This is a genomic window from Streptomyces sp. ME19-01-6 (genome assembly GCF_033793745.1).
Taxonomy (GTDB): domain Bacteria; phylum Actinomycetota; class Actinomycetes; order Streptomycetales; family Streptomycetaceae; genus Streptomyces.
Genome location: NZ_JARAXF010000006.1, coordinates 315,437 through 334,186 on the forward strand (window position 1 = coordinate 315,437; position 18,750 = coordinate 334,186).

15 protein-coding genes and 1 pseudogene are annotated in these 18,750 nt (G+C 71.2%); 9 read left to right on the top strand and 7 right to left on the bottom strand.

The window, feature by feature from the left end; genetic code table 11:
• Nucleotides 1–87 precede the first annotated feature (87 nt).
• Nucleotides 88–897 (top strand): helix-turn-helix transcriptional regulator, encoded by an 810-nt coding sequence (locus PV419_RS17325; protein WP_319689579.1) that lies wholly within the window; start codon nucleotides 88–90, stop codon nucleotides 895–897.
• Complete coding sequence (locus PV419_RS17330; protein WP_319689580.1) at nucleotides 894–1,148, top strand: DUF397 domain-containing protein; 255 nt, start codon at nucleotides 894–896, stop codon at nucleotides 1,146–1,148. The genes PV419_RS17325 and PV419_RS17330 overlap by 4 nt, the downstream gene beginning before the upstream one ends.
• Here PV419_RS17330 and PV419_RS17335 read toward each other — a convergent pair.
• Both PV419_RS17335 and PV419_RS17340 read right to left on the bottom strand, forming a co-directional pair.
• The gene (locus PV419_RS17335) at nucleotides 1,129–2,247 is read right to left on the bottom strand and encodes a hypothetical protein (protein ID WP_319689581.1); all 1,119 of its coding nucleotides are present in this window, start codon (nucleotides 2,245–2,247) and stop codon (nucleotides 1,129–1,131) included. The genes PV419_RS17330 and PV419_RS17335 overlap by 20 nt on opposite strands.
• A gap of 79 nt (nucleotides 2,248–2,326) precedes the next feature.
• Nucleotides 2,327–2,794, bottom strand: a complete 468-nt coding sequence (locus PV419_RS17340; RefSeq protein ID WP_319689582.1) for a hypothetical protein — start codon at nucleotides 2,792–2,794, stop codon at nucleotides 2,327–2,329.
• Nucleotides 2,795–2,899: 105 nt separating this feature from the next.
• Between PV419_RS17340 and PV419_RS17345 the strand changes: the two genes are divergently transcribed.
• The 4 genes from PV419_RS17345 (at nucleotide 2,900) to PV419_RS17360 (ending at nucleotide 10,024) form a co-directional block, all read left to right on the top strand.
• Entirely contained in the window at nucleotides 2,900–4,582 is a 1,683-nt protein-coding gene (locus tag PV419_RS17345; protein ID WP_319689583.1) for a serine/threonine-protein kinase, read from the top strand.
• An 88-nt stretch (nucleotides 4,583–4,670) separates the two neighbouring features.
• A complete protein-coding gene (locus PV419_RS17350) occupies nucleotides 4,671–6,509 on the top strand; it encodes a serine/threonine-protein kinase (RefSeq protein ID WP_319689584.1) in 1,839 nt (612 codons plus the stop codon).
• A 50-nt stretch (nucleotides 6,510–6,559) separates the two neighbouring features.
• Nucleotides 6,560–8,206 carry a succinic semialdehyde dehydrogenase gene (locus PV419_RS17355; protein WP_319689585.1) on the top strand — a complete coding sequence of 549 codons (1,647 nt, stop codon included), beginning with the start codon at nucleotides 6,560–6,562 and terminating at the stop codon, nucleotides 8,204–8,206.
• A gap of 33 nt (nucleotides 8,207–8,239) precedes the next feature.
• Nucleotides 8,240–10,024: a GMC family oxidoreductase gene (locus PV419_RS17360; protein ID WP_319689586.1), complete on the top strand. Its 1,785-nt coding sequence runs from the start codon at nucleotides 8,240–8,242 to the stop codon at nucleotides 10,022–10,024.
• Nucleotides 10,025–10,103: 79 nt separating this feature from the next.
• Here PV419_RS17360 and PV419_RS17365 read toward each other — a convergent pair whose 3' ends face one another.
• From PV419_RS17365 to PV419_RS17380, 4 genes and pseudogenes are all read right to left on the bottom strand, one after another.
• Nucleotides 10,104–10,448, bottom strand: a complete 345-nt coding sequence (locus PV419_RS17365; protein WP_319689587.1) for a MerR family transcriptional regulator — start codon at nucleotides 10,446–10,448, stop codon at nucleotides 10,104–10,106.
• 501 nt (nucleotides 10,449–10,949) lie between these two features.
• A complete protein-coding gene (locus PV419_RS17370) occupies nucleotides 10,950–11,936 on the bottom strand; it encodes an aldo/keto reductase (RefSeq protein WP_319689588.1) in 987 nt (328 codons plus the stop codon).
• Nucleotides 11,937–12,033: 97 nt separating this feature from the next.
• A pseudogene (locus PV419_RS17375) lies at nucleotides 12,034–12,138 on the bottom strand (DUF397 domain-containing protein); the annotation flags it as partial.
• 265 nt (nucleotides 12,139–12,403) lie between these two features.
• Nucleotides 12,404–13,213, bottom strand: coding sequence for a helix-turn-helix transcriptional regulator (locus tag PV419_RS17380; protein WP_319689589.1), 810 nt, complete (start codon nucleotides 13,211–13,213; stop codon nucleotides 12,404–12,406).
• A 77-nt stretch (nucleotides 13,214–13,290) separates the two neighbouring features.
• Here PV419_RS17380 and PV419_RS17385 point away from each other — a divergent pair, with 77 nt between their 5' ends.
• Nucleotides 13,291–14,211 (top strand): dienelactone hydrolase family protein, encoded by a 921-nt coding sequence (locus PV419_RS17385; protein WP_319689590.1) that lies wholly within the window; start codon nucleotides 13,291–13,293, stop codon nucleotides 14,209–14,211.
• A 40-nt stretch (nucleotides 14,212–14,251) separates the two neighbouring features.
• Here PV419_RS17385 and PV419_RS17390 read toward each other — a convergent pair whose 3' ends face one another.
• Nucleotides 14,252–15,286 (bottom strand): LAETG motif-containing sortase-dependent surface protein, encoded by a 1,035-nt coding sequence (locus tag PV419_RS17390; protein ID WP_319689592.1) that lies wholly within the window; start codon nucleotides 15,284–15,286, stop codon nucleotides 14,252–14,254.
• A gap of 895 nt (nucleotides 15,287–16,181) precedes the next feature.
• On the opposite strand from PV419_RS17390, the gene guaA reads away from it, so the two are divergent.
• Nucleotides 16,182–17,768 carry a glutamine-hydrolyzing GMP synthase gene (guaA, locus tag PV419_RS17395; RefSeq protein ID WP_319689594.1) on the top strand — a complete coding sequence of 529 codons (1,587 nt, stop codon included), beginning with the start codon at nucleotides 16,182–16,184 and terminating at the stop codon, nucleotides 17,766–17,768.
• 164 nt (nucleotides 17,769–17,932) lie between these two features.
• Nucleotides 17,933–18,721, top strand: a complete 789-nt coding sequence (locus PV419_RS17400) for a class II aldolase/adducin family protein (RefSeq protein ID WP_415925325.1) — start codon at nucleotides 17,933–17,935, stop codon at nucleotides 18,719–18,721.
• The last annotated feature ends 29 nt before the right edge of the window (nucleotides 18,722–18,750 follow it).

Genomic DNA, 18,750 nt, shown 5'->3' on the forward strand with positions numbered 1-18,750 from the left:
ATTCACGAGTCCACTGTCAGTGGTCTCGATTACTCTCGGCAATGAGTTGGTCGCCGACGGCAGCGACTGTTGTGTGAGGGGGTAGCCGTGCCGAATCCCAACGACCTCGACCCGTCCCAGTCCCCGCTGGCCTTCTTCGGCTCGGAGGTGCGCCTGCAGCGCGAGAAGGCGGGCATGTCCCAGCAGGACCTCGGCAAGGCGCTGTACTGCTCCGGCGCGCTCGTCGGGTACATCGAGGCGGCGAAGCGGTATCCGACGCTGGAGTTCGCGGAGCGCTGCGACGAGGTGTTCGGGACGGGTGGGTTCTTCACGCGGATGTGGCCGTTGGTGAGCCGGTTCGTGTTGCCGCACGCGTTCCGCCACATGGTTGACTTCGAGGCGGGTGCTACGGCGATCCGTACGTATCAAGCGCAGGTGTTGTACGGCCTGGTGCAGACGGAAGACTTCGCCCGCGCCATGCTCGCGCCGGGTCGCCACGAGGACTTGGATGCCGCCCTCGCGGCTCGGATGGAGCGCCAGAGCATTCTCCAAGGGGCGAGCGCGCCGGATGTCTGGGTAGTGATCGATGAGGCCGCACTTCGCCGCCGTCCGGTCGGTGGGGAAGCGGTGCGTGTCCAACTTCAGCACTTGTTGGACTACCGCTACGACCCCAAGATGGTTGTTCAAATCCTTCCGTTCAGCGCGGGAATCACGGTATCGATGGACGGCTCTTTCACCCTCCTGACCATGGACGAGGGCGCGGACTTGGTCTACAGCGAAGGCGTGGGGACCGCCCAAGTGCTGGCTCACCCGGACGAGTTCAAGAAAGCGTGCTTCCGTTACGATCTTCTGCGGGCCGCCGCGCTCTCGCCGGAGGACTCGTGTGAGCTGATCGCCTCACTCCTGGAGGAGCTATGACCAGCACATGGCGCAAGTCCAGCTACAGCAGCAGCCAGGGTGGCGAGTGCGTCGAGTGCGCCCCCCTCGGCGGAGCCGCCTGGACCAAGTCCAGTTACAGCAGCGGTCAGGGTGGCGAGTGCGTCGAGTGCGCCGAGATCAGCCATGGCATAGCCGTCCGCGACTCCAAGAACCCCGACGGCCCGCGTCTCCACTTCACCGCCTCCGCCTGGCAGGCCTTCCTCGCCCGTCCTAGCGTGTGGGGACGATGACGCGGTTCACCTCTCGCGCGACCCTGGTGGACCGGCCGCCGATCTCGACGTAGAGGAAGTCCCGGTCGCGGACACCGGGATGACTGAGAACCGCCGTGGCGCCTGCCGCCAGGCGGTGTGCCTGGCTGGCCGGTGCGGCGTTCGCGGCGACCCAACGATCGCCCGCCAGTCGGCGCTGCACGCCGTTCATGGTCTCTTCCTTCTCGGCGGGCTGGAAGTAGACGTTCAGGGCGCCATCGGGGTCCCACCACATCTCGCCGACGTATCCGTCGCGCGCGTGGCACTTCGCGCCCTCCGCGGCCTTGACCGGGCGGGTCCTGCCCTCGCCGGACCTGACGTTCACCACAGTGACCGTGGCACAGGATTCGGCTTCGTCACCTGCCAGCGCCACCTGTGTGCCGTCAGGGCTGAACTGGGCCGACTCGACGGAGTCCGGCCGGTGCGGGGCGAGTCGGCGCGGCCCGCCGTCCAGCGTCACCAGGTAGACCGGTCCGGTCTTGGTCGACAACGAGTCCGTATATGCGGCCAGCACGGCGCCGTCGGTGCCGGCGAGCAGTTGCGGGGCCGCCTCGTCCCACATGTTGCGCCAGGTGGGAACCGTCGTGGCCGTTCGCCGTGGTGTCGGCGCCTTGGCCGCGAGGTCGGCGATGACGAGGTGGTTGCCCTTGTCGAGCCAGGCGACCTTGGCGGCGCCGACGGGTACGACCGTCTGGCACTGGCATTTCAGGGAGCGGTCCTGGCATCCGGCGCAGGGAACCTTCGTCACCTTGCCGGTGGTGGCCGAGATGGCCAGGACGCGGTCGCTGATCGTGGTGAACACATAGCGACCGTCGGTGGTGAAGGCTGGATGGGTGCCGATCCAGCCGAAGGAGGCGCGGCCGATCCGCTTGGTGCCGTTCATGGCGACCAGTTCGCTGCGCGTCTGTGTCCAGTCCTGGCCGAAGTCGACCTTCATATAGGCGTAGACCCGCGGCGGGCCCGGCTTCTCGGCCTCGTCACCGCTGCCGGACGGGGCCGTCTGCTTCAGCACGATGGCCAGAGCGGTCACGGCTGCCAGCACGATCCCGACCACGGCGAGTATGACGGTGTTCTTCGACACCTCGGACACCTCCGAACGCGACTGCAGATGACATGCATACGCGCTGTTCGGCGGGACCGGTCCCGGCGGGCCGGCTCGCTCAGCGGACGTGCGGCGTCGCGGCGGCGATGAAGTCGCGGACGCCCTGCCGGGTCCGCTCGCGGATGTCGTCCAGCCGGGCGCGGTCCTCCGCCTTGTGCAACTCGGTCACGTGGCTCATCAATCGCTCGGCGAGTTCCACGAGCGCGGGGTCGTCCGAGAGCATCTGCGTGCGGAACATCGCCTCCTGCGCCGCGTAACGCATCTCGTAAACGTGTTCCCGCAGCTCCGGGGTGTCCTCGTCGGGCCGGTTCTCGTGGGTGACGAACCACCGGTGGATCAGCACCCGGCGGTAGTTGAGCAGCGCCCCCGCGTAGGAGCAGTACGCGTCGATCCGCTCCTGCCGCAGCTTCTCCGCCCGGGCGAAGTGCTCGCTCCGGTCGGTGGACCGCCGCTGGAACACATGGGTGACTCCGGAACCCAACACCGTGCCGAGCACGGCTATGACACTCGCCAGGACTGCCTCCATGGACGGAAGTTGACCACAGCAACGCCGGCACGCGGGCGGGACGCGGGCAGGACGTGCGCGGGGTCCGGGGCGGAGGGCGTCGGCGGTGTGCGGCAAGATGAACCCATGGATAGCTTCGGGGGAAGCGGAGGTCGCCTGCTGGCCGGGCGCTATCAGCTGGTGTCACGGCTGGGGCGCGGCGGCATGGGTACGGTGTGGCGGGCCGTCGACACATTGCTGGGCCGGGATGTGGCGGTCAAGGAGCTGCACCTCGACGAGGGGCTGGACGGGATGTCGGCCCTCGACGTCCAGCAGCAGCACGAGCGCACGCTGCGCGAGGCCCGTACCGTGGCGCAGATCAAGCATCCGAATGTGATCGTCCTGCACGATGTCGTGGAGGAGGACGGACGCCCCTGGATCGTCATGGAGTTGGTCGACGGCCGCTCGCTCGCCGACCGGCTGGCCGCCGAGGGGCCGGTCGGGCCGGGTGAGGCGGCGCGGGTCGGGGTCGCGCTGCTGGACGCGCTGCGGGTGGCGCATGCGCGCGGGGTGCTGCACCGGGACATCAAGCCCGCCAATGTGCTGATGGAGGCGGGCACCAGGCGGGTGGTGCTGACGGACTTCGGGATCGCGCAGGTGACGGGGAGCACGACGATCACGGAGACCGGGACGTTCGTGGGCTCGCCCGAATACACCGCGCCGGAGCGGATGTCGGGGCGCCGCACGGGCCCGGAGTCGGACCTGTGGTCGCTGGGCGTGCTGCTGTGCACGCTGGTCAGCGGCGAGTCCCCGTTCCGCCGTGACTCGTTGGGCGGCGTGCTGCACGCGGTCGTGTTCGACGAGGTACGGGCGCCCGAGGCCGCCGGGGCCCTGGCCCCCGTCATCGAGGGGCTGTTGCAGCGCGACCCCGACCTGCGGCTGCCCGGGGACGAGGCGGCCCGGATGCTGCGGATGTGCCTGGAGCCGGGGGACACCCCCGAGATCCCCCTGGAGTACACGCCGACGCAGCCCGCCGTGCCGGTGGCGACCGGCCATGGCGCCGGGTACGGGGCCACGGGGTACGGGGCCGCCGGGTACGGACCCGCCACCCCGCCGGCGGCCTCCGTGGCTCCGGAGCCCCCCACCCCCGTCGCGCCCGCCCCGCGCCGCGGTGGCCCCCGCCGTCGTACGGCGCTGATGGCGGCCGTCGCGGTGGTCGCGCTGGCCGGCCTCGGCGCCGGGGTCGCGGCGCTGGCGCTCGACCGGGGGGATGGCGACACCGCGCAAGAGGGGCGGGGCGGAGCCACGGCCACCGCCACGACAGCCCCCGGCAAGAAGCCGTCGGGCAAGGCGTCGCCGACGCCTTCGACGACCGCCGTCCCGGACGGCTACGAGCTGGTGCACGACCCGAAGGGCTTCACGATCGCCGTACCCAAGGGGTACTCCCGCGAGGACAAGCCCCCGCGCGTCTACTACAACTCGCCCGGCATGGAGTTCCGGATCGGGATCCACGTCCAGGAGCAGGACCCCAAGGGCCCGCTGCGGCTGAGCCGGGAGGCGGACGCCAGGGGGCCGCAGAACTACCCGGGGTACCGCGGCGGCCAGGTCATCGCGACGGACCGCAAGGGGCAGCCCGCCGCCCTGTGGGCGTTCATCTGGAACGGCTCGGCCGACGACGGCGGCTCGCGCCAGACCTATGACCTGACCTGGAACGAAGCGGGCAAGATGTACGACGTGTGGGTGTCCGCGCCGGTCGGGCGGAAATCCGAGGGAAAGCAGTACTTCGACACGGCTGTCAGTAGTTTCTTGCCGTCCGCCGGGCAGAACTGAACGGCACCGCAACGGCTTTGTCACGAGCGGCCACAGGCGCCCCGGGGCCGGTGGCGGGCCGCGCGCTCGACCAGGTAATGATGGAGCCATGACGAACGACGGGGGACGGGCGAACGAGCCCACCAGCTACGACCTGCGGCCGCCGCAGACCCCGGCCGCGCCGGCGCCGCCGCCACCCGCGCCGGTGCCGTCCCAGGGGGAGTCCCAGGACCGGCAGCCGCCCCACACCCCGTACGAGCCGACGCAGTTCGACGGCCCGGTCACCCCCGTGCAGGCCACCCCCGGGGGGCCCGGACGGCCCGCCTCCGCGCAGCCCGACCCCCGTACGTCCCCACCCGCGCCCGCCGCCTCCGACCCCAACGTCGGCCGCGTCATCGGCGGCCGCTACCGCCTCGTCTCCCGCCTGGGGCACGGCGGCATGGGCACGGTCTGGAAGGCACACGACCAGGTCGTCGACCGCGATGTCGCGGTCAAGGAGCCTCGGGTGCCCGACACCCTGCCGGAGGGTGAGCGGCAGAAGGTCTACCAGCGGATGCAGCGCGAGGCGCGCGCCGCGGCCCGGATCGACCACCCCTCGGTCGTCTCCGTGTACGACGTGGCGGTCGAGGACGGCCGGCCCTGGCTGGTCATGGAGCTGGTGCGCGGCGACTCGCTCGCCGACCGGCTGGCCGAGGGCACGCTGGACCCGCGCGAGGCGGCCCGGATCGGCGTCGCGGTGGTGGGCGCGCTGACGGCCGCCCATGAGGCCGGGGTGCTGCACCGCGACGTCAAGCCGGACAACGTCCTGCTCGGCCGGAACGACCGGGTGGTGCTGACCGACTTCGGCATCGCGCAGGTCGAGGGCGAGCAGGGGCTGACGGAGACCGGCGCGTTCGTCGGCTCCCCCGAATTCATCGCGCCCGAGCGGGTGCTGGGCCAGCGGCCCGGGCTCGAGTCGGACCTGTGGTCGCTGGGCGTCGTGCTGTACGCGGCGGTCGAGGGCATGTCCCCGTTCCGCCGCTCGCACGCCCCCGCGACCCTGCAGGCCATCCTCTCCGCCGAGCCGCAGACCCCCGCGCGAGGCTCGGGCGCGCTCGGCACGCTCATCATGCAGCTGCTGCGCAAGGACGCGGCGGCCCGGCCGACGGCGGCCGAGACGCGGCAGGCGCTGGAGGAGGTGGCGCGGCCCCCGCAGCCGGTCCCGACGATGCTGACGACCAGGCTGTACGGCCAGGCCGGCGATGCGGGCGGGGGCGGGCCGCAGAGCGGGGACGAGCCCCAGGGCGCGGGCAGCTGCTTCGTGCCGCCCATCCTGCACAAGAACCGCAAGGCGCAGCTGGGCCTGGGCGGTGTGGTGCTGGTGGTGGCCGCCGCGCTGGTGCTGGTGCTGATGAAGCCGTTCGCGAGCGAGGGCAGTGGCCTCCCGTCCGGGTGGACGGTCCGGGACGAGCGCGAGGTGGTCGACGCGTCGCTCGCCGTACCCGAGGACTACAAGCGGGTGCTGGACGACAGCGATGAGGACAACCAGTCCGTCACCTTCAAGGACCCCAGCGGGGTCTTCACCGTCTATCTCCTCCGGGCTGTCAAGGACGGCGAGGAGGATGTCACCGGGCTCAAGGACGCGGTCGAGAAGACGATCGCGAAGCGCGAGAGCGATACCCAGTACGACTACGCGGACGCCCACAGCAGGCAGGTGGAATCCTCGCAGCAGGGCCAGCCGGCGGAGGACGTGAACACCACCTACCGCCCTTACTCCAGCAACCGCGACGACTACATCCCCTATCTCGACCGCACCCACATCTACGTCAACTCCGACAAGACGCAGTGGCAGCTGACCGTGACCATGCCCGCCAAGGGGGAGGCCCGTAAGACCGGGGACAAGCTCTACGAGGACGTCGTGAAGCACCTGGAGATCCAGCGCGAGGACCTCAAGACAGCCGCGAAATAGAGTTACCGTCGGGTAGTCAAACCGGCCGGGCCGGGCCTACCCTCGCCCCCATGACGGACTCGCAGGACAGCGCACAGCCCACGCAGGACGCCGCCCCCGCCGCCGCATCTGCCCCCGCCGACGGCAACCCGGTCGCCCCCGCCGGCGCCCGCACCGCCGCCCATGTCGTCACCCCCGAGCTGATCGCCCGGCTCGCGCGCGGCGTGGTGGGCAGCGGCAGCACCACCAGCCACACCCCGTTCACCGGGGAGGTCCTGGCCGAACTGCCCGAGTCCGCCCCCGAGGACGTCGCCGAGGCGTACGAGCGGGCGCGCAAGGCGCAGCGGGCGTGGGCCCGGACCCCCGTGCGCCGGCGCGCCGCTGTGCTGCTGCGCTTCCACGACCTGCTCATGCGCCGCCAGTCCGAGGTGTTGGACCTGATCCAGGTGGAGACGGGCAAGACCCGGCTGCACGCCCACGAGGAGGTGCAGGAGGTCTGCCTCACCGCCCGCCACTACGGGCGCAAGGCCTCCGCCTACCTGGGCGCCCGCCGCCACACCGGCGCCGTTCCCGTCCTCACCAAGGTCACCGAGCTGCGCCAGCCCAAGGGCGTCATCGGCCTGATCTCCCCCTGGAACTACCCGCTCTCCCTCTCCGTCGGCGACTCCCTCCCCGCCTTCGCCGCGGGCAACGCGATCGTGATGAAGCCGGACACCGAGACCGCGCTGACCGCCCTGTGGGCCCGTGAGCTGCTGATCGAGGCCGGGCTGCCCGAGGGGGTGTGGCAGATCGTCCTCGGCGAGGGCCCGGTCGTCGGCCCCGCCGTCGTCCAGCACGCCGACTACGCGTCGTTCACCGGCTCCACCCGCACCGGCCGCGAGGTCGCCCAGCGCGCGGCGGCCCGGCTGATCGGCTGTTCCCTGGAACTGGGCGGCAAGAACGCCATGCTGGTGCTGAGGGACGCCGATCTCGACAAGGCCGCTGAGGGCTCGGTGCGCGCCTGCTTCTCGTCCGCCGGGCAGCTGTGCGAGTCCATCGAGCGCCTCTACGTCCATGCGTCGGTCGCCGACGCCTTCCTGGAGCGGTTCGTCGCCCGGACGAAGGCGATGCGCCTGGGCACGGCCCTCGCGTACGGGGCGGAGATGGGCTCCCTCGCGGGCGAGCGCCAGCTGGAGACCGTCGTACGCCATGTCGACGAGGCCCGGGAGAAGGGCGCGAAGGTGCTCACCGGCGGCCGCGTCCGGCCCGACATCGGCCCGTACTTCTACGAGCCGACCATCCTCGACGGGGTCGAGCCGCCGATGGCGGTGTGCGCCGAGGAAACGTTTGGCCCGGTCGTCTCCATCTACCGCTTCAGCGACGAGGACGAGGCGGTCGAGCGGGCCAACGCCACCCCGTACGGCCTCAACGCCAGCGTCTGGACGAAGGACGGCCGGCGCGGCCGCGCGGTCGCCGCCCGGCTGCGGGCCGGCACGGTCAACGTCAACGAGGGCTACGGCGCGGCATACGGCAGCGTCCGGGCGCCGCTGGGCGGGATGGGCGACTCCGGCCTCGGCCGCCGCCACGGCTCGGAGGGAATCCTCAAGTTCACCGAGGCGCAGACCGTGGCGCACCAGCGGCTGCTGCCGCTCGGGCCGGCCTTCGGGATGACGGACGAGAAGTACGCGGCGTTCATGACCCGCAGCCTGCGCGCGATGAAGGCGCTGCGCCTGCGCTGACCGGCACGTGGTGAGGGAACAGGAGGTACTGATGTGGATGATGGGTACGACTACGACGTCATCGTCGTCGGCTCGGGCTTCGGCGGCTCCGTCACCGCCCTGCGCCTGACCGAGAAGGGGTACCGCGTCGGCGTCCTCGAAGCGGGGCGCCGCTTCACCCCCGAGACCCTGCCCAAGAACTCCTGGCACCTCCGCGACTACCTGTGGGCCCCCGCCCTCGGCTGCTACGGCATCCAGCGCATCCACCTCCTGGGCAAGGTGATGGTGCTGGCGGGCGCCGGGGTCGGGGGCGGCTCGCTCAACTACGCCAACACCCTCTACGTACCGCCCGAACCCTTCTTCCGGGACCCGCAGTGGGGCGCCATCACCGACTGGCAGGCGGAGCTCGACCCGTACTACGACCAGGCGCGGCGGATGCTCGGGGCGCGCCTGAACAAGACCATGACCCCCTCCGACGAGCACCTCAAGGCCGCCGCCGAGCGGATGGGGGTGGGCGAGAGCTTCCATATGGCGCCGGTGGGGGTCTTCTTCGGGGACGGCGACGACGCGGACGGGACGGCGACGGCGGCGCCGGGGGAGCGCGCCCCCGACCCGTACTTCGGCGGCGCGGGCCCCTCGCGCAGGGCCTGCACCGAGTGCGGCGAGTGCATGACCGGCTGCCGCCACGGCGCGAAGAACACCCTCAACGAGAACTACCTCCACCTCGCCGAGCGGGCCGGCGCCGTCGTCCACCCCATGACGACCGTCGTGGCCATCGGCGAGGACCGGCGGGGCGGCTACCGGGTCACCACCGTCCCCACCGACCGGCGCCGCAAGGGCCCGCCGCGCACGCTGCGCGCCCGCCAGGTCGTGCTGGCCGCCGGGACGTACGGCACCCAGACGCTGCTGCACACCATGCGGGACAAGGGCTTGCTGCCCCGGATCTCCGACCGGCTCGGCATACTCACCCGCACCAACTCCGAGGCCCTGGTCGGCGCGCAGACCACGGACCGCCGCTACCGCAAGGTCCACCCGGGGCGGCGGCGGGCCGACTTCACCCGTGGCGTGGCGATCACCTCGTCCATCCACCCCGGCGACACCACCCACATCGAGCCCGTCCGCTACGGCAAGGGCTCCAACGCGATGGGGCTGCTGTCCGTCCTGCAGATCCCCGACGGCGGGCGCCTGCCGCGCTGGCTGCGGTTCCTGGCGGCCCACCTCCGGCACCCCGCGCTGGCGGTGCGCTCGATGTCCACGCGCCGCTGGTCGGAGCGCACCATCATCGGCCTGGTCATGCAGACCCACGACAACTCGCTCACCACCTACCGCAAGCCGAAGGGCCTCGGAAAGGGGCTGCTGACCGCCCGGCAGGGCCACGGCGACCCCAACCCGGACCACATCCCCGAGGGTGCGGAGGCCGCCCGCCACCTCGCCGAGTCCATCAACGGCTTCCCCGGCAGCAACGTCGGCGAACTGATGGGCACTCCGCTCACCGCCCACTTCCTCGGCGGCTGCCCGATCGGCGCGGACCCCGACCACGGCGTCATCGACCCGTACCACCGGCTGTACGGGCACCCGGGCATCCACGTCGTGGACGGCGCGGCCGTCTCCGCGAACCTGGGCGTGAACCCGTCCCTGACCATCACGGCCCAGGCGGAGCGCGCCATGTCCCTGTGGCCCAACAAGGGCGAGTCCGACCCCCGCCCGCCCCAGGGCACCCCCTACGAGCGCGTCACCCCGGTGCCGCCCCAGTCCCCGGCCGTCCCCGAGGCCGCCTTCGGCGCCCTGAAGCTCCCCCTGCTGCCGGTCCCGAAGGTGCCCCCGGCCGCCGACCACTGAGGCATTGGACCGGCAAGTTCTCGCGCCGTCGGGTCGGATGAATGGGGCGGCCGGGGTCCACCTCGGGCCCGGCGTCCTGTCAGGTTGAGTTCTTCGGCCGCGACTCGCGGCCTTGGGTGCGCAGTTGCTCGTTGATGCGCTGTGCTTCTTCCAGCTGGTCTTCGAGGATGACGATGCGGCAGGCGGCCTCGATGGGGGTGCCCTGGTCGACAAGCTCGCGGGCGCGGGTAGCGATGCGCAACTGGTAACGGGAGTAGCGGCGGTGGCCGCCTTCCGAGCGCAGGGGGGTGATCAGGCGGTGTTCACCGAGAGCGCGGAGGAAGGCGGGGGTGGTGCCGAGCATCTCGGCGGCCCGGCCCATGGTGTAGGCGGGATAGTCGTCGTCATCGAGAGGGATGGCGGGACGGGAACCGGCACGGGGCATAGACCTCTTCTGTCGGGGACGCGTCGAGGGGCCCGGGTGCCGTACTGGCACCCGGGCCCCGAGCGTTCAACACCATCTACCGGCAACCTGCGCCGGCCTTGTTCGTCCGCAGGTTCCGCCTGGGAGGACGGGGCTGCGGGGATCGCGGATGCGTGACCGGGGACCACCTTCCAATCCGGGGCCTGCGGTACCCGGGCGGACTTCTTCCTCGCCCGGGCGATCCCGATGGCGTTCTGCTCCTTACCTTCGGTTACTCGGTTGCACTGCTGGATACCGCGGGTACTGCTCACGGCCCCCCTGGGGCCGCGTCTTTCCTGACCTGCTTGCACAGCAGTTCGTGTCTGCTGTGCCCACTTCGACTTCCTGGGTACGACAGAACAATAACCCTCCGACGAGTCAATGTCTACTCTCGTCACGACAGGTTTTCTTCGTGGCTGAGGCGAGAGCTTCTGCCGCAAGCGCACCCGGAAGAGTGCTGTCCCCCGACCAGGGGGAGCGGGCTCAGCCGTTGACGAAGGTGAGGCTGGTCGCGTCGTAGCGGGTGCCCGCGATCTGCTCGGGCGGGGCGGCGGCCTCGATGGCGGCGAGGTCCTCGGCGGACAGCTCGACGGTCAGGGCGGCGAGGTTCTCTTCCAGGTACCGCTGCCGCCGGGTGCCGGGGATCGGCACCACGTCGTCGCCCCGGTGCTGCACCCAGGCCAGGGCGAGCTGGCCGGCGGTGACCCCCTTGGCCTCGGCCAGCTCGTTCAACTTCGCGACGATCGCCAGGTTCCGTTCGAGGTTGCCGTCGGCGAAACGCGGCTGGCTGCGCCGCATGTCGGTCTCCGCCAGCCCCTCGAACGAGCTGTACCGGCCGGTCAGGAAGCCGCGCCCGAGCGGGGAGAACGGGACCAGGCCGATGCCCAGCTCGCGGCACACCGGGGCGATCTCCGCCTCCAGCTCGCGGGTCCACAGCGACCACTCACTCTGCAGCGCGGCGATCGGGTGCACCGCGTGCGCCCGCCGGATGGTTTGCGCACTGGCTTCCGACAGCCCGAGATGGCGGACCTTCCCGGCCCGTACCAGCTCGGCCATGGCGCCGACGGTCTCCTCGATCGGCACCTGCGGATCGACCCGGTGCTGGTAGTAGAGGTCGATGTGGTCGACCCCGAGCCGGCGCAGCGAGGCATCGCACGCCTGCCGCACGTAGGCGGCGTCGCCGCGGATCAGGGTGGGCTCGCCCAGGCGGTTGGCGAAGCCGAACTTCGTGGCCAGCGCCACCTCGTCGCGGCGCCCGGCGATGGCCCGTCCGATCAGCTCCTCGTTGTGCCCGGCGCCGTAGTAGTCGGAGGTGTCCAGCAAGGTCACCCCGAGGTCGAGGGCGCGGTGCAGTGTCGCGATCGACTGCTCGTCGTCCGCGGCGCCGTAGGCGTGGCTCATGCCCATGCATCCCAGCCCCTGTGCGGAAACCGCCAGTTCGCCCAGGTGCCGAGTGGGAACGTTGGTCATGCTGTTGCCTCCTGGGCTCGTGGGGATCATCTGCCCAAAACGCTAGGTGTTGGAGTGCACTCCACGTCAAATATGCGTGCCAGCCCTTCACTCCGGCGATGAACGCGCCCCACGCGCGGGCGTCGAATATGAGCGCCGGGTGGCCGGGGTCCTTGCTGTCCCGGACGGGCACGAGGCCGGGGAAGCCGTCGGTGGGTCGCATGTCGCGCTGTCCTCCCTCGCACGGCGGATGAATGCCACGGACTGCGGCGGTGGGAGGGCCGCGTCTCGGAGGTGATCGTAGGACAGTCCGAGCAGCTCGACCTCCCTCGGATTCTCGACAAGTCCGTGACGTCGCGGGAGTGCGGTGGCCGTAAGCGCGGTCGATATGCGGTCGATATGAGGCGGGGGCACGCCGACGCCACGGCGTGTCCCCGCTCGTACCACCAGGGGCCGGCCCTGGAAGGCCGGCCTTTGAAGCGCTCCGGCTAGCCGACCGTGCCCGCCACCGAGTAGGTGACCATGGTCTGGTCGGGGTTGTCCGCGACCTGAAGCACGACGTGGCTGTAGTCGAGCGGCCCGAGCGTCGGATGGCGCAGCTTCTTCGATCCGCTGCCCACCGCCGTGACGTCATGCCGCGGCCACCACTGCCGGACCTCCTCGCTGTCCCGCTTCAGCTCTGCGATCAGGGCCTCGAAGCCGGGGTCGTCCGGGTGCCGGGCCGCTGCGAGCCGGAACCGGCCCAGCATGGCCCGGGCCTCCGGCTCCCACTCGAGGTACACCTCCCGGGCACGCGGCGCGGTGAACATCCAGCGCACGAGGTTGCGCTCGCCGGTGGGCAACGCGTCCCAGTCGGTGAACAGTTCGTGCCCGGCGGGGTTCGAGGCCAGCACGTCCCAGCGGCGTCCCTTGACGATCGTCGGGAACGGCTCGAGCCGCTGGACCAGCGCGACCACTCCAGGATCGATCCACTCGGCCGGTGCGTCGGCGGCACCGGCGCGCAACGGTTCCTCGCCGACACGGGCGAGCACCCTCAGGTACTGCCGCTCGGCGGCGGACATCCGCAGTGCGTCGGCCAGGGCGTCCAGCACTTGGGCCGACGGCCGCGCGGGACGGCCCTGCTCCAGGAACGTGTAGTACGTCGTGGACATGTTGGCCAGCAGCGCGACCTCCTCCCGGCGCAATCCCGCGGTGCGTCGGCGCCTTCCTGCGGGCAGGCCGACATCGCTGGGGCGGAGGCGCTCGCGTCTCGATCGGAGCAACTGCCCCAGGGCCTGAGGATCTCCGCTTGCTGCCATACAGCGCAGCCTAGTCACGCCAATACCAGTAACAAGCTGCTCTGGTTGCCGGTTCCGGCGTCGCCCATGCTCGGCGCATGACGATCACCCCGAGAACCATCATCCAGGAAACCATCACCATTCCCGTGGCCGACGGCACCACCCTGCCTGCCTACCTGGCTCGCCCGGCCGGCCGCGCCGCCCCGGTCGCGGTGGTCGTGGCACACGAGCTGTTCGGGGTGAACCCCGACATCCGCGGCGTGGCCGACGGCCTGGCGGAGGCCGGGTACCTGGCCCTCGCGCCGGAGTTCTACCACCGGCACGCCGAACCCGGCCGCTGGCTCGAACGCACCGACGCCGGTCGTCAGGAGGGGTTCGCCCTGCTGCACCAGGTGCTCCGGGAGGAGGCCCTGGCCGATGTGGACGCATGCCTGAGCCGGCTGGACTCGCAGCCGGGGATTCAGCGGACCGCGATGATCGGCTTCAGCGCCGGCGGCCACCTGGCGTACCTGGCGGCCTGCCGGCTGCCAATCAGCCGCACTGCGGTGCTGTACGGCGGCTGGCTGCCCACGACCGACATCCCGATGAGCCGGCCCACGCCCACGCTCGACCTGACCCCCGGGATCAGCGGCCGGTTGGTCTACCTGGCCGGCGAGGACGACGCACTGATCGACACGGGCCAGCGTGGCCGGATCCGAGCCGCGCTGGAGCAGGCCGGCGTCGAGCACGAACTGGTCACCTACCCCGGTGCCGCTCACGCGTTCTTCTGGCCCGGTACGTCGGCCTTCGACCAGGAGGCCCGAGGCGACGCCTGGACCCGGATTCTGAGCCTGCTCGCTGACGAGAAAGCCGGCTTTGGGTCGTCGACGTTCGCGAGATGTCCTGCCCGCGGGATCAATGCGACGCGAGCGGGCCGGCGCGCGCGGGCGAAGTCCGCCTCGCCGGACCGGAGGACAATGTCCAAAAACAATGTCGGTCTCCAGGGCCGACCGGGCCCTGGCGACCGACGTTGCGCGTGACCTCGACGGCTCAGGCCGTCAGGCCGCTCTCAAGGCGTCGTCACGCAGCCGCGCCACTGCTGCGGCGACGGCGCACCACGAACACGGCGCCCGCGCCCGCGGCCATCGCGACGCCGCCGATCACGGCGATGGTGGGCAGCGCGGAGGAGGAGCCCGTCTCGGCGAGGGTGCCCTTGGGGTCGATCTTGGTGTCGCCCGCCGGCTTGGGCAGGGGCTTCTTGCCGCCCTGCGGCTTGGGCTCGGCCGGCGGGACGTGGCCGGGCTTCGAGCCGGCCGGGAGTACGTCGAACTCGTAGTAGTCGCCGGTCGAGTAGACGCAGTTGCCCTCGTCGTCGGTGTAGACGCCGAAGGTGAGCGCGTAGCCGAAGCCGTCGCCGAGGGCCTTGGCGGAGACGCTCAGCCGCATGTCGAGGGTGACGGTCTCGTGGGCGCGCACGTCGGTGTAGCCGATGTAGCCCGCGGACGGGTCGTTCTCGTCGGTGGAGATCGACGTCCAGGCGCCGGTGTCCGGGTCCTTGTACTGCAGCGTCAGGAACTTGCCGGTGCCGTCGGGGTGCTTGGAGTCCGCGGTGCCGGCGAAGACACCGAAGTCCACGCGCTTGAGCGCCTTGTCCGAGTCGTTCTCGACCTGGAACTTGAAGCCGTGGAAACCGCTGCCCGCCACGACCTTCGACGGCAGGCCGGTGATGGTGGTGGTGAGGTCGGGGTCCTCGTTCCACGAGCCGTCGTCGTTGCAGTCGTCGCCCGGCGTCGGCTCGTCCGTCGGCTCACCGGTCGGCGGCTTGGAGGTGGGGGTCTCGGTGGTGGGCGGCGTGGTCGGCGGCTTGGTGTCCGTGGGGGTGTCGGTCGTGGGCGGGGTGGTCGGCGGCTTGGTGTCCGTCGGCTCGGTGGTGGGCGGGTTGGTCGTCGGGTCGGTCGGGGACGGGGTGGTCACCGTGGGGTCGGGCGTCGCGGTGGCCGTGGCGGTCGGCTCGTCCGTCGGCTCGTCGGCGAAGGCAGCGGGCGCCGCCAGCAGCGCGGCAGGGACTATGGCGGCCGTCGCGGCGGCGGTCGCCAGGGCGCGGCGAAGCTTCATGAAGACCTCTTCTGGGTCCGTTCGTGCCGCTGGTGGGCCCAGAGGCACGCGGTGGAAGGCCGTCGCGGTGGGGGCGCGGTCTGGCCGTGCGTTTGCACGTACATGACCGGCCGGGTGGCCGAAAGGTTGCCCTTGAGATTGCTCACAGAATGGTCACAGAAAATCCCGATCAAGGTCACGGGCGTCCGGGGCGCGCGAAGGGGCCGTGCCAGTGCAGAGGCATGCGAAGGGCCCCGGAGACGCCCGAGCGGGGCGGGCGTCCCCGGGGCCCTCGGCGGTCAGCACCGGCGTCAGGGCAGCGCCGGTGCTGAGGGGCGGCGCCGGGGGGAGCGCCGCTGGCTTGTGGATGCCGCCGGTCTTTCGGGGTGGAGCGCGGTGGTGAAGCGGCGGTGCGAGAGGGGGCGTACGCCCGCGTGGTCGGACCAATGGCGGTGAGGAAGTCCGGGGGCGTCTTCCCTCCGTGCATCGTGGTGGATGTGGCGCTTCCGGCGCAACCGTTTCGACCGGATACGGTCGGTCCCAGGCGTCCCCGGGACCGACCGTTCTTTGGGGTGGTGACCGGGCTGCTGTCCCCTGCCGACCGGTCACCTCGCCGAAGCGAGGTCCCACGACGCGCGCCGCCTGAATCACCGCAGGGGGGCACGTCTCATCGCTTCGGCGGATCTGAGCCACGCGTGGATTTTCCCGGGCCGCTCCTGGCTGGCGCGGACATCGGGATCAACGAAGCGGCTCACGGCCCGGTCACGTGGCGTACGGGTGACGGTAGGTGACGGCGCGGGCCCGGAAAGTGCCCGCGAAGAGCCCGGGAAGTCCCGATGGCGAGCCCGTTAGAATCGATGGTCCAGCTCCTGCGAAACACCGAAACACCGCAAACCTCCGCCGGAAGGCCGCCGAAGTGCCATCAGCGTCCCCTGCTGCCGCCCCCGACACCGTCCTGGTCGTCGACTTCGGCGCGCAGTACGCCCAGCTCATCGCCCGTCGCGTCCGCGAGGCCCGGGTCTACAGCGAGATCGTCCCGTCCACGATGCCGGTGGCCGAGATGCTCGCCAAGAAGCCGAAGGCGATCATCCTCTCCGGCGGCCCGTCGTCGGTCTACGCCGAGGGCGCCCCCACCGTCGACCGCGCGCTGTTCGAGGCCGGGGTACCGATCTTCGGCATGTGCTACGGCTTCCAGCTGATGGCCACCACGCTCGGCGGCACCGTGGACAACACCGGGGCCCGTGAGTACGGCCGTACGCCGCTGACCGTCACCAAGCCCGGCTCCACGCTCTTCGAGGGCACCCCGGCCGAGCAGGCCGTATGGATGTCGCACGGCGATGCCTGCTCGGCCGCCCCCGAGGGCTTCACCGTCACCGCGTCCACCGATGTGGTGCCGGTCGCGGCCTTCGAGAACGACGAGAAGAAGCTGTACGGCGTGCAGCACCACCCCGAGGTGATGCACTCCACCCACGGCCAGCAGGTGCTGGAGCACTTCCTCTACCGGGGCGCCGGGATCGAGCCGAGCTGGACCACCAGCAATGTGGTGGAGGAGGCCGTCGCCGCCATCCGTGAGCAGGTCGGCACCAAGCGCGCGATCTGCGGCCTGTCCGGCGGTGTGGACTCCGCCGTCGCCGCCGCCCTCGTGCAGCGGGCCATCGGCGACCAGCTGACCTGTGTGTACGTGGACCACGGCCTGATGCGCAAGGGCGAGTCCGAGCAGGTCGAGAAGGACTTCGTCGCGGCCACCGGCGTCCAGCTGAAGGTCGTCGATGCCGAGGAGCGCTTCCTGACCGCGCTCGCGGGGGTGTCCGACCCCGAGGAGAAGCGGAAGATCATCGGCCGGGAGTTCATCCGGGTCTTCGAACAGGCCCAGGCCGAGCTGGTCGCCGAGGCGGGCGCCGCGGGCGAGGCCGTGGAGTTCCTGGTGCAGGGCACCCTCTACCCGGACGTGGTGGAGTCCGGCGGCGGCACCGGCACCGCCAACATCAAGTCCCACCACAATGTGGGCGGGCTCCCGGACGACCTCGAGTTCGAGCTGATCGAGCCGCTGCGCCGGCTGTTCAAGGACGAGGTGCGGATGGTCGGCCAGGAGCTCGGCCTTCCGGACGAGATCGTCCAGCGCCAGCCCTTCCCGGGTCCGGGCCTGGGCATCCGTATCGTCGGCGAGGTCACCAAGGAGCGCCTGGACCTGCTGCGCGAGGCCGACGCCATCGCGCGCGAGGAGCTGACCGCCGCGGGCCTTGACCGGGACATCTGGCAGTGCCCGGTGGTGCTGCTCGCGGACGTGCGGTCGGTGGGCGTGCAGGGCGACGGCCGCACCTACGGCCACCCGATCGTGCTGCGCCCCGTCTCCTCCGAGGACGCCATGACCGCGGACTGGTCGCGGCTGCCGTACGACGTGCTGTCGCGGATCTCGACCCGGATCACCAACGAGGTCGACGAGGTGAACCGGGTGGTCCTGGACATCACCAGCAAGCCGCCGGGCACCATCGAGTGGGAGTGACCTCCCCGGTCTCCCTCCGTACGTACCGACGCCGCCGCCCGTTCCGCCGGGCGGCGGCGTCGCCGTTCCGTCGCGGCTCTGGCGTCCTGTGATACCCCCAGGTAGCTTCCGCTCCGAGCCCTGAGAGCAGCAGTGCGCCAAGGAGTGAGCCGCCGATGCCGCCGATGTCGCCCACGCCGGAGCCGATCCCCACCGACCAGTTGCACTTCACCCTGCCGCCGCAGCACACCTCGCTTGAGGACGAGCGGCGCCACCGCAAGGAGCGGCTCGCCGCGGCCCTGCGCCTCTTCGGGCGGTTCGGGTTCGAGGAGGGCGTCTCGGGCCATATCACCGCGCGGGACCCGGAGTTCGCCGACTGCTTCTGGGTGAACCCCTTCGGGATGCCTTTCGGTCACATCACCGTCAGCGATCTGATCCTCGTCAACCAGGCGGGCCGGGTCGTGCACGGGCGCCACCACGTCAACCAGGCGGCGTTCGTCGTTCACTCGTCCGTGCATCAGGCGCGGCCGGACGTCGTGGCCGTCGCGCACTGCCACTCGCTGCACGGCCGCGCCCTGTCGGCGCTCGGCGAGCTGCTCGAACCCATCACCCAGGACGTCTGCGCCTTCTTCGAGGACCACGCGCTCTACGACCGTTACACGGGCGTGGTCGTGGACGAGGCGGAGGGGCGGGCCATCGCGGCCGCGCTCGGCCCCCACAAGGCCGTCATCCTGCGCAATCACGGGCTGCTGACGGTCGGCGACACGGTCGACGCCGCGGCCTGGTGGTTCATCGCGATGGAGCGCTCCTGCCAGGTGCAGCTGGCCGCGAAGGCCGCGGGCAAGCCGGTCCTGATCGACTACAAGAACGCCGTGCAGACCCGGGAGCAGCTGGGCACCGATCTCGTCGCCTGGATCAACTATCAACCTCTGTACCAGCAGATCACCCGCGGTGAGCCCGACCTGCTGAGCTGAGACCTCCCGACTTACGGCACAATCCCCTG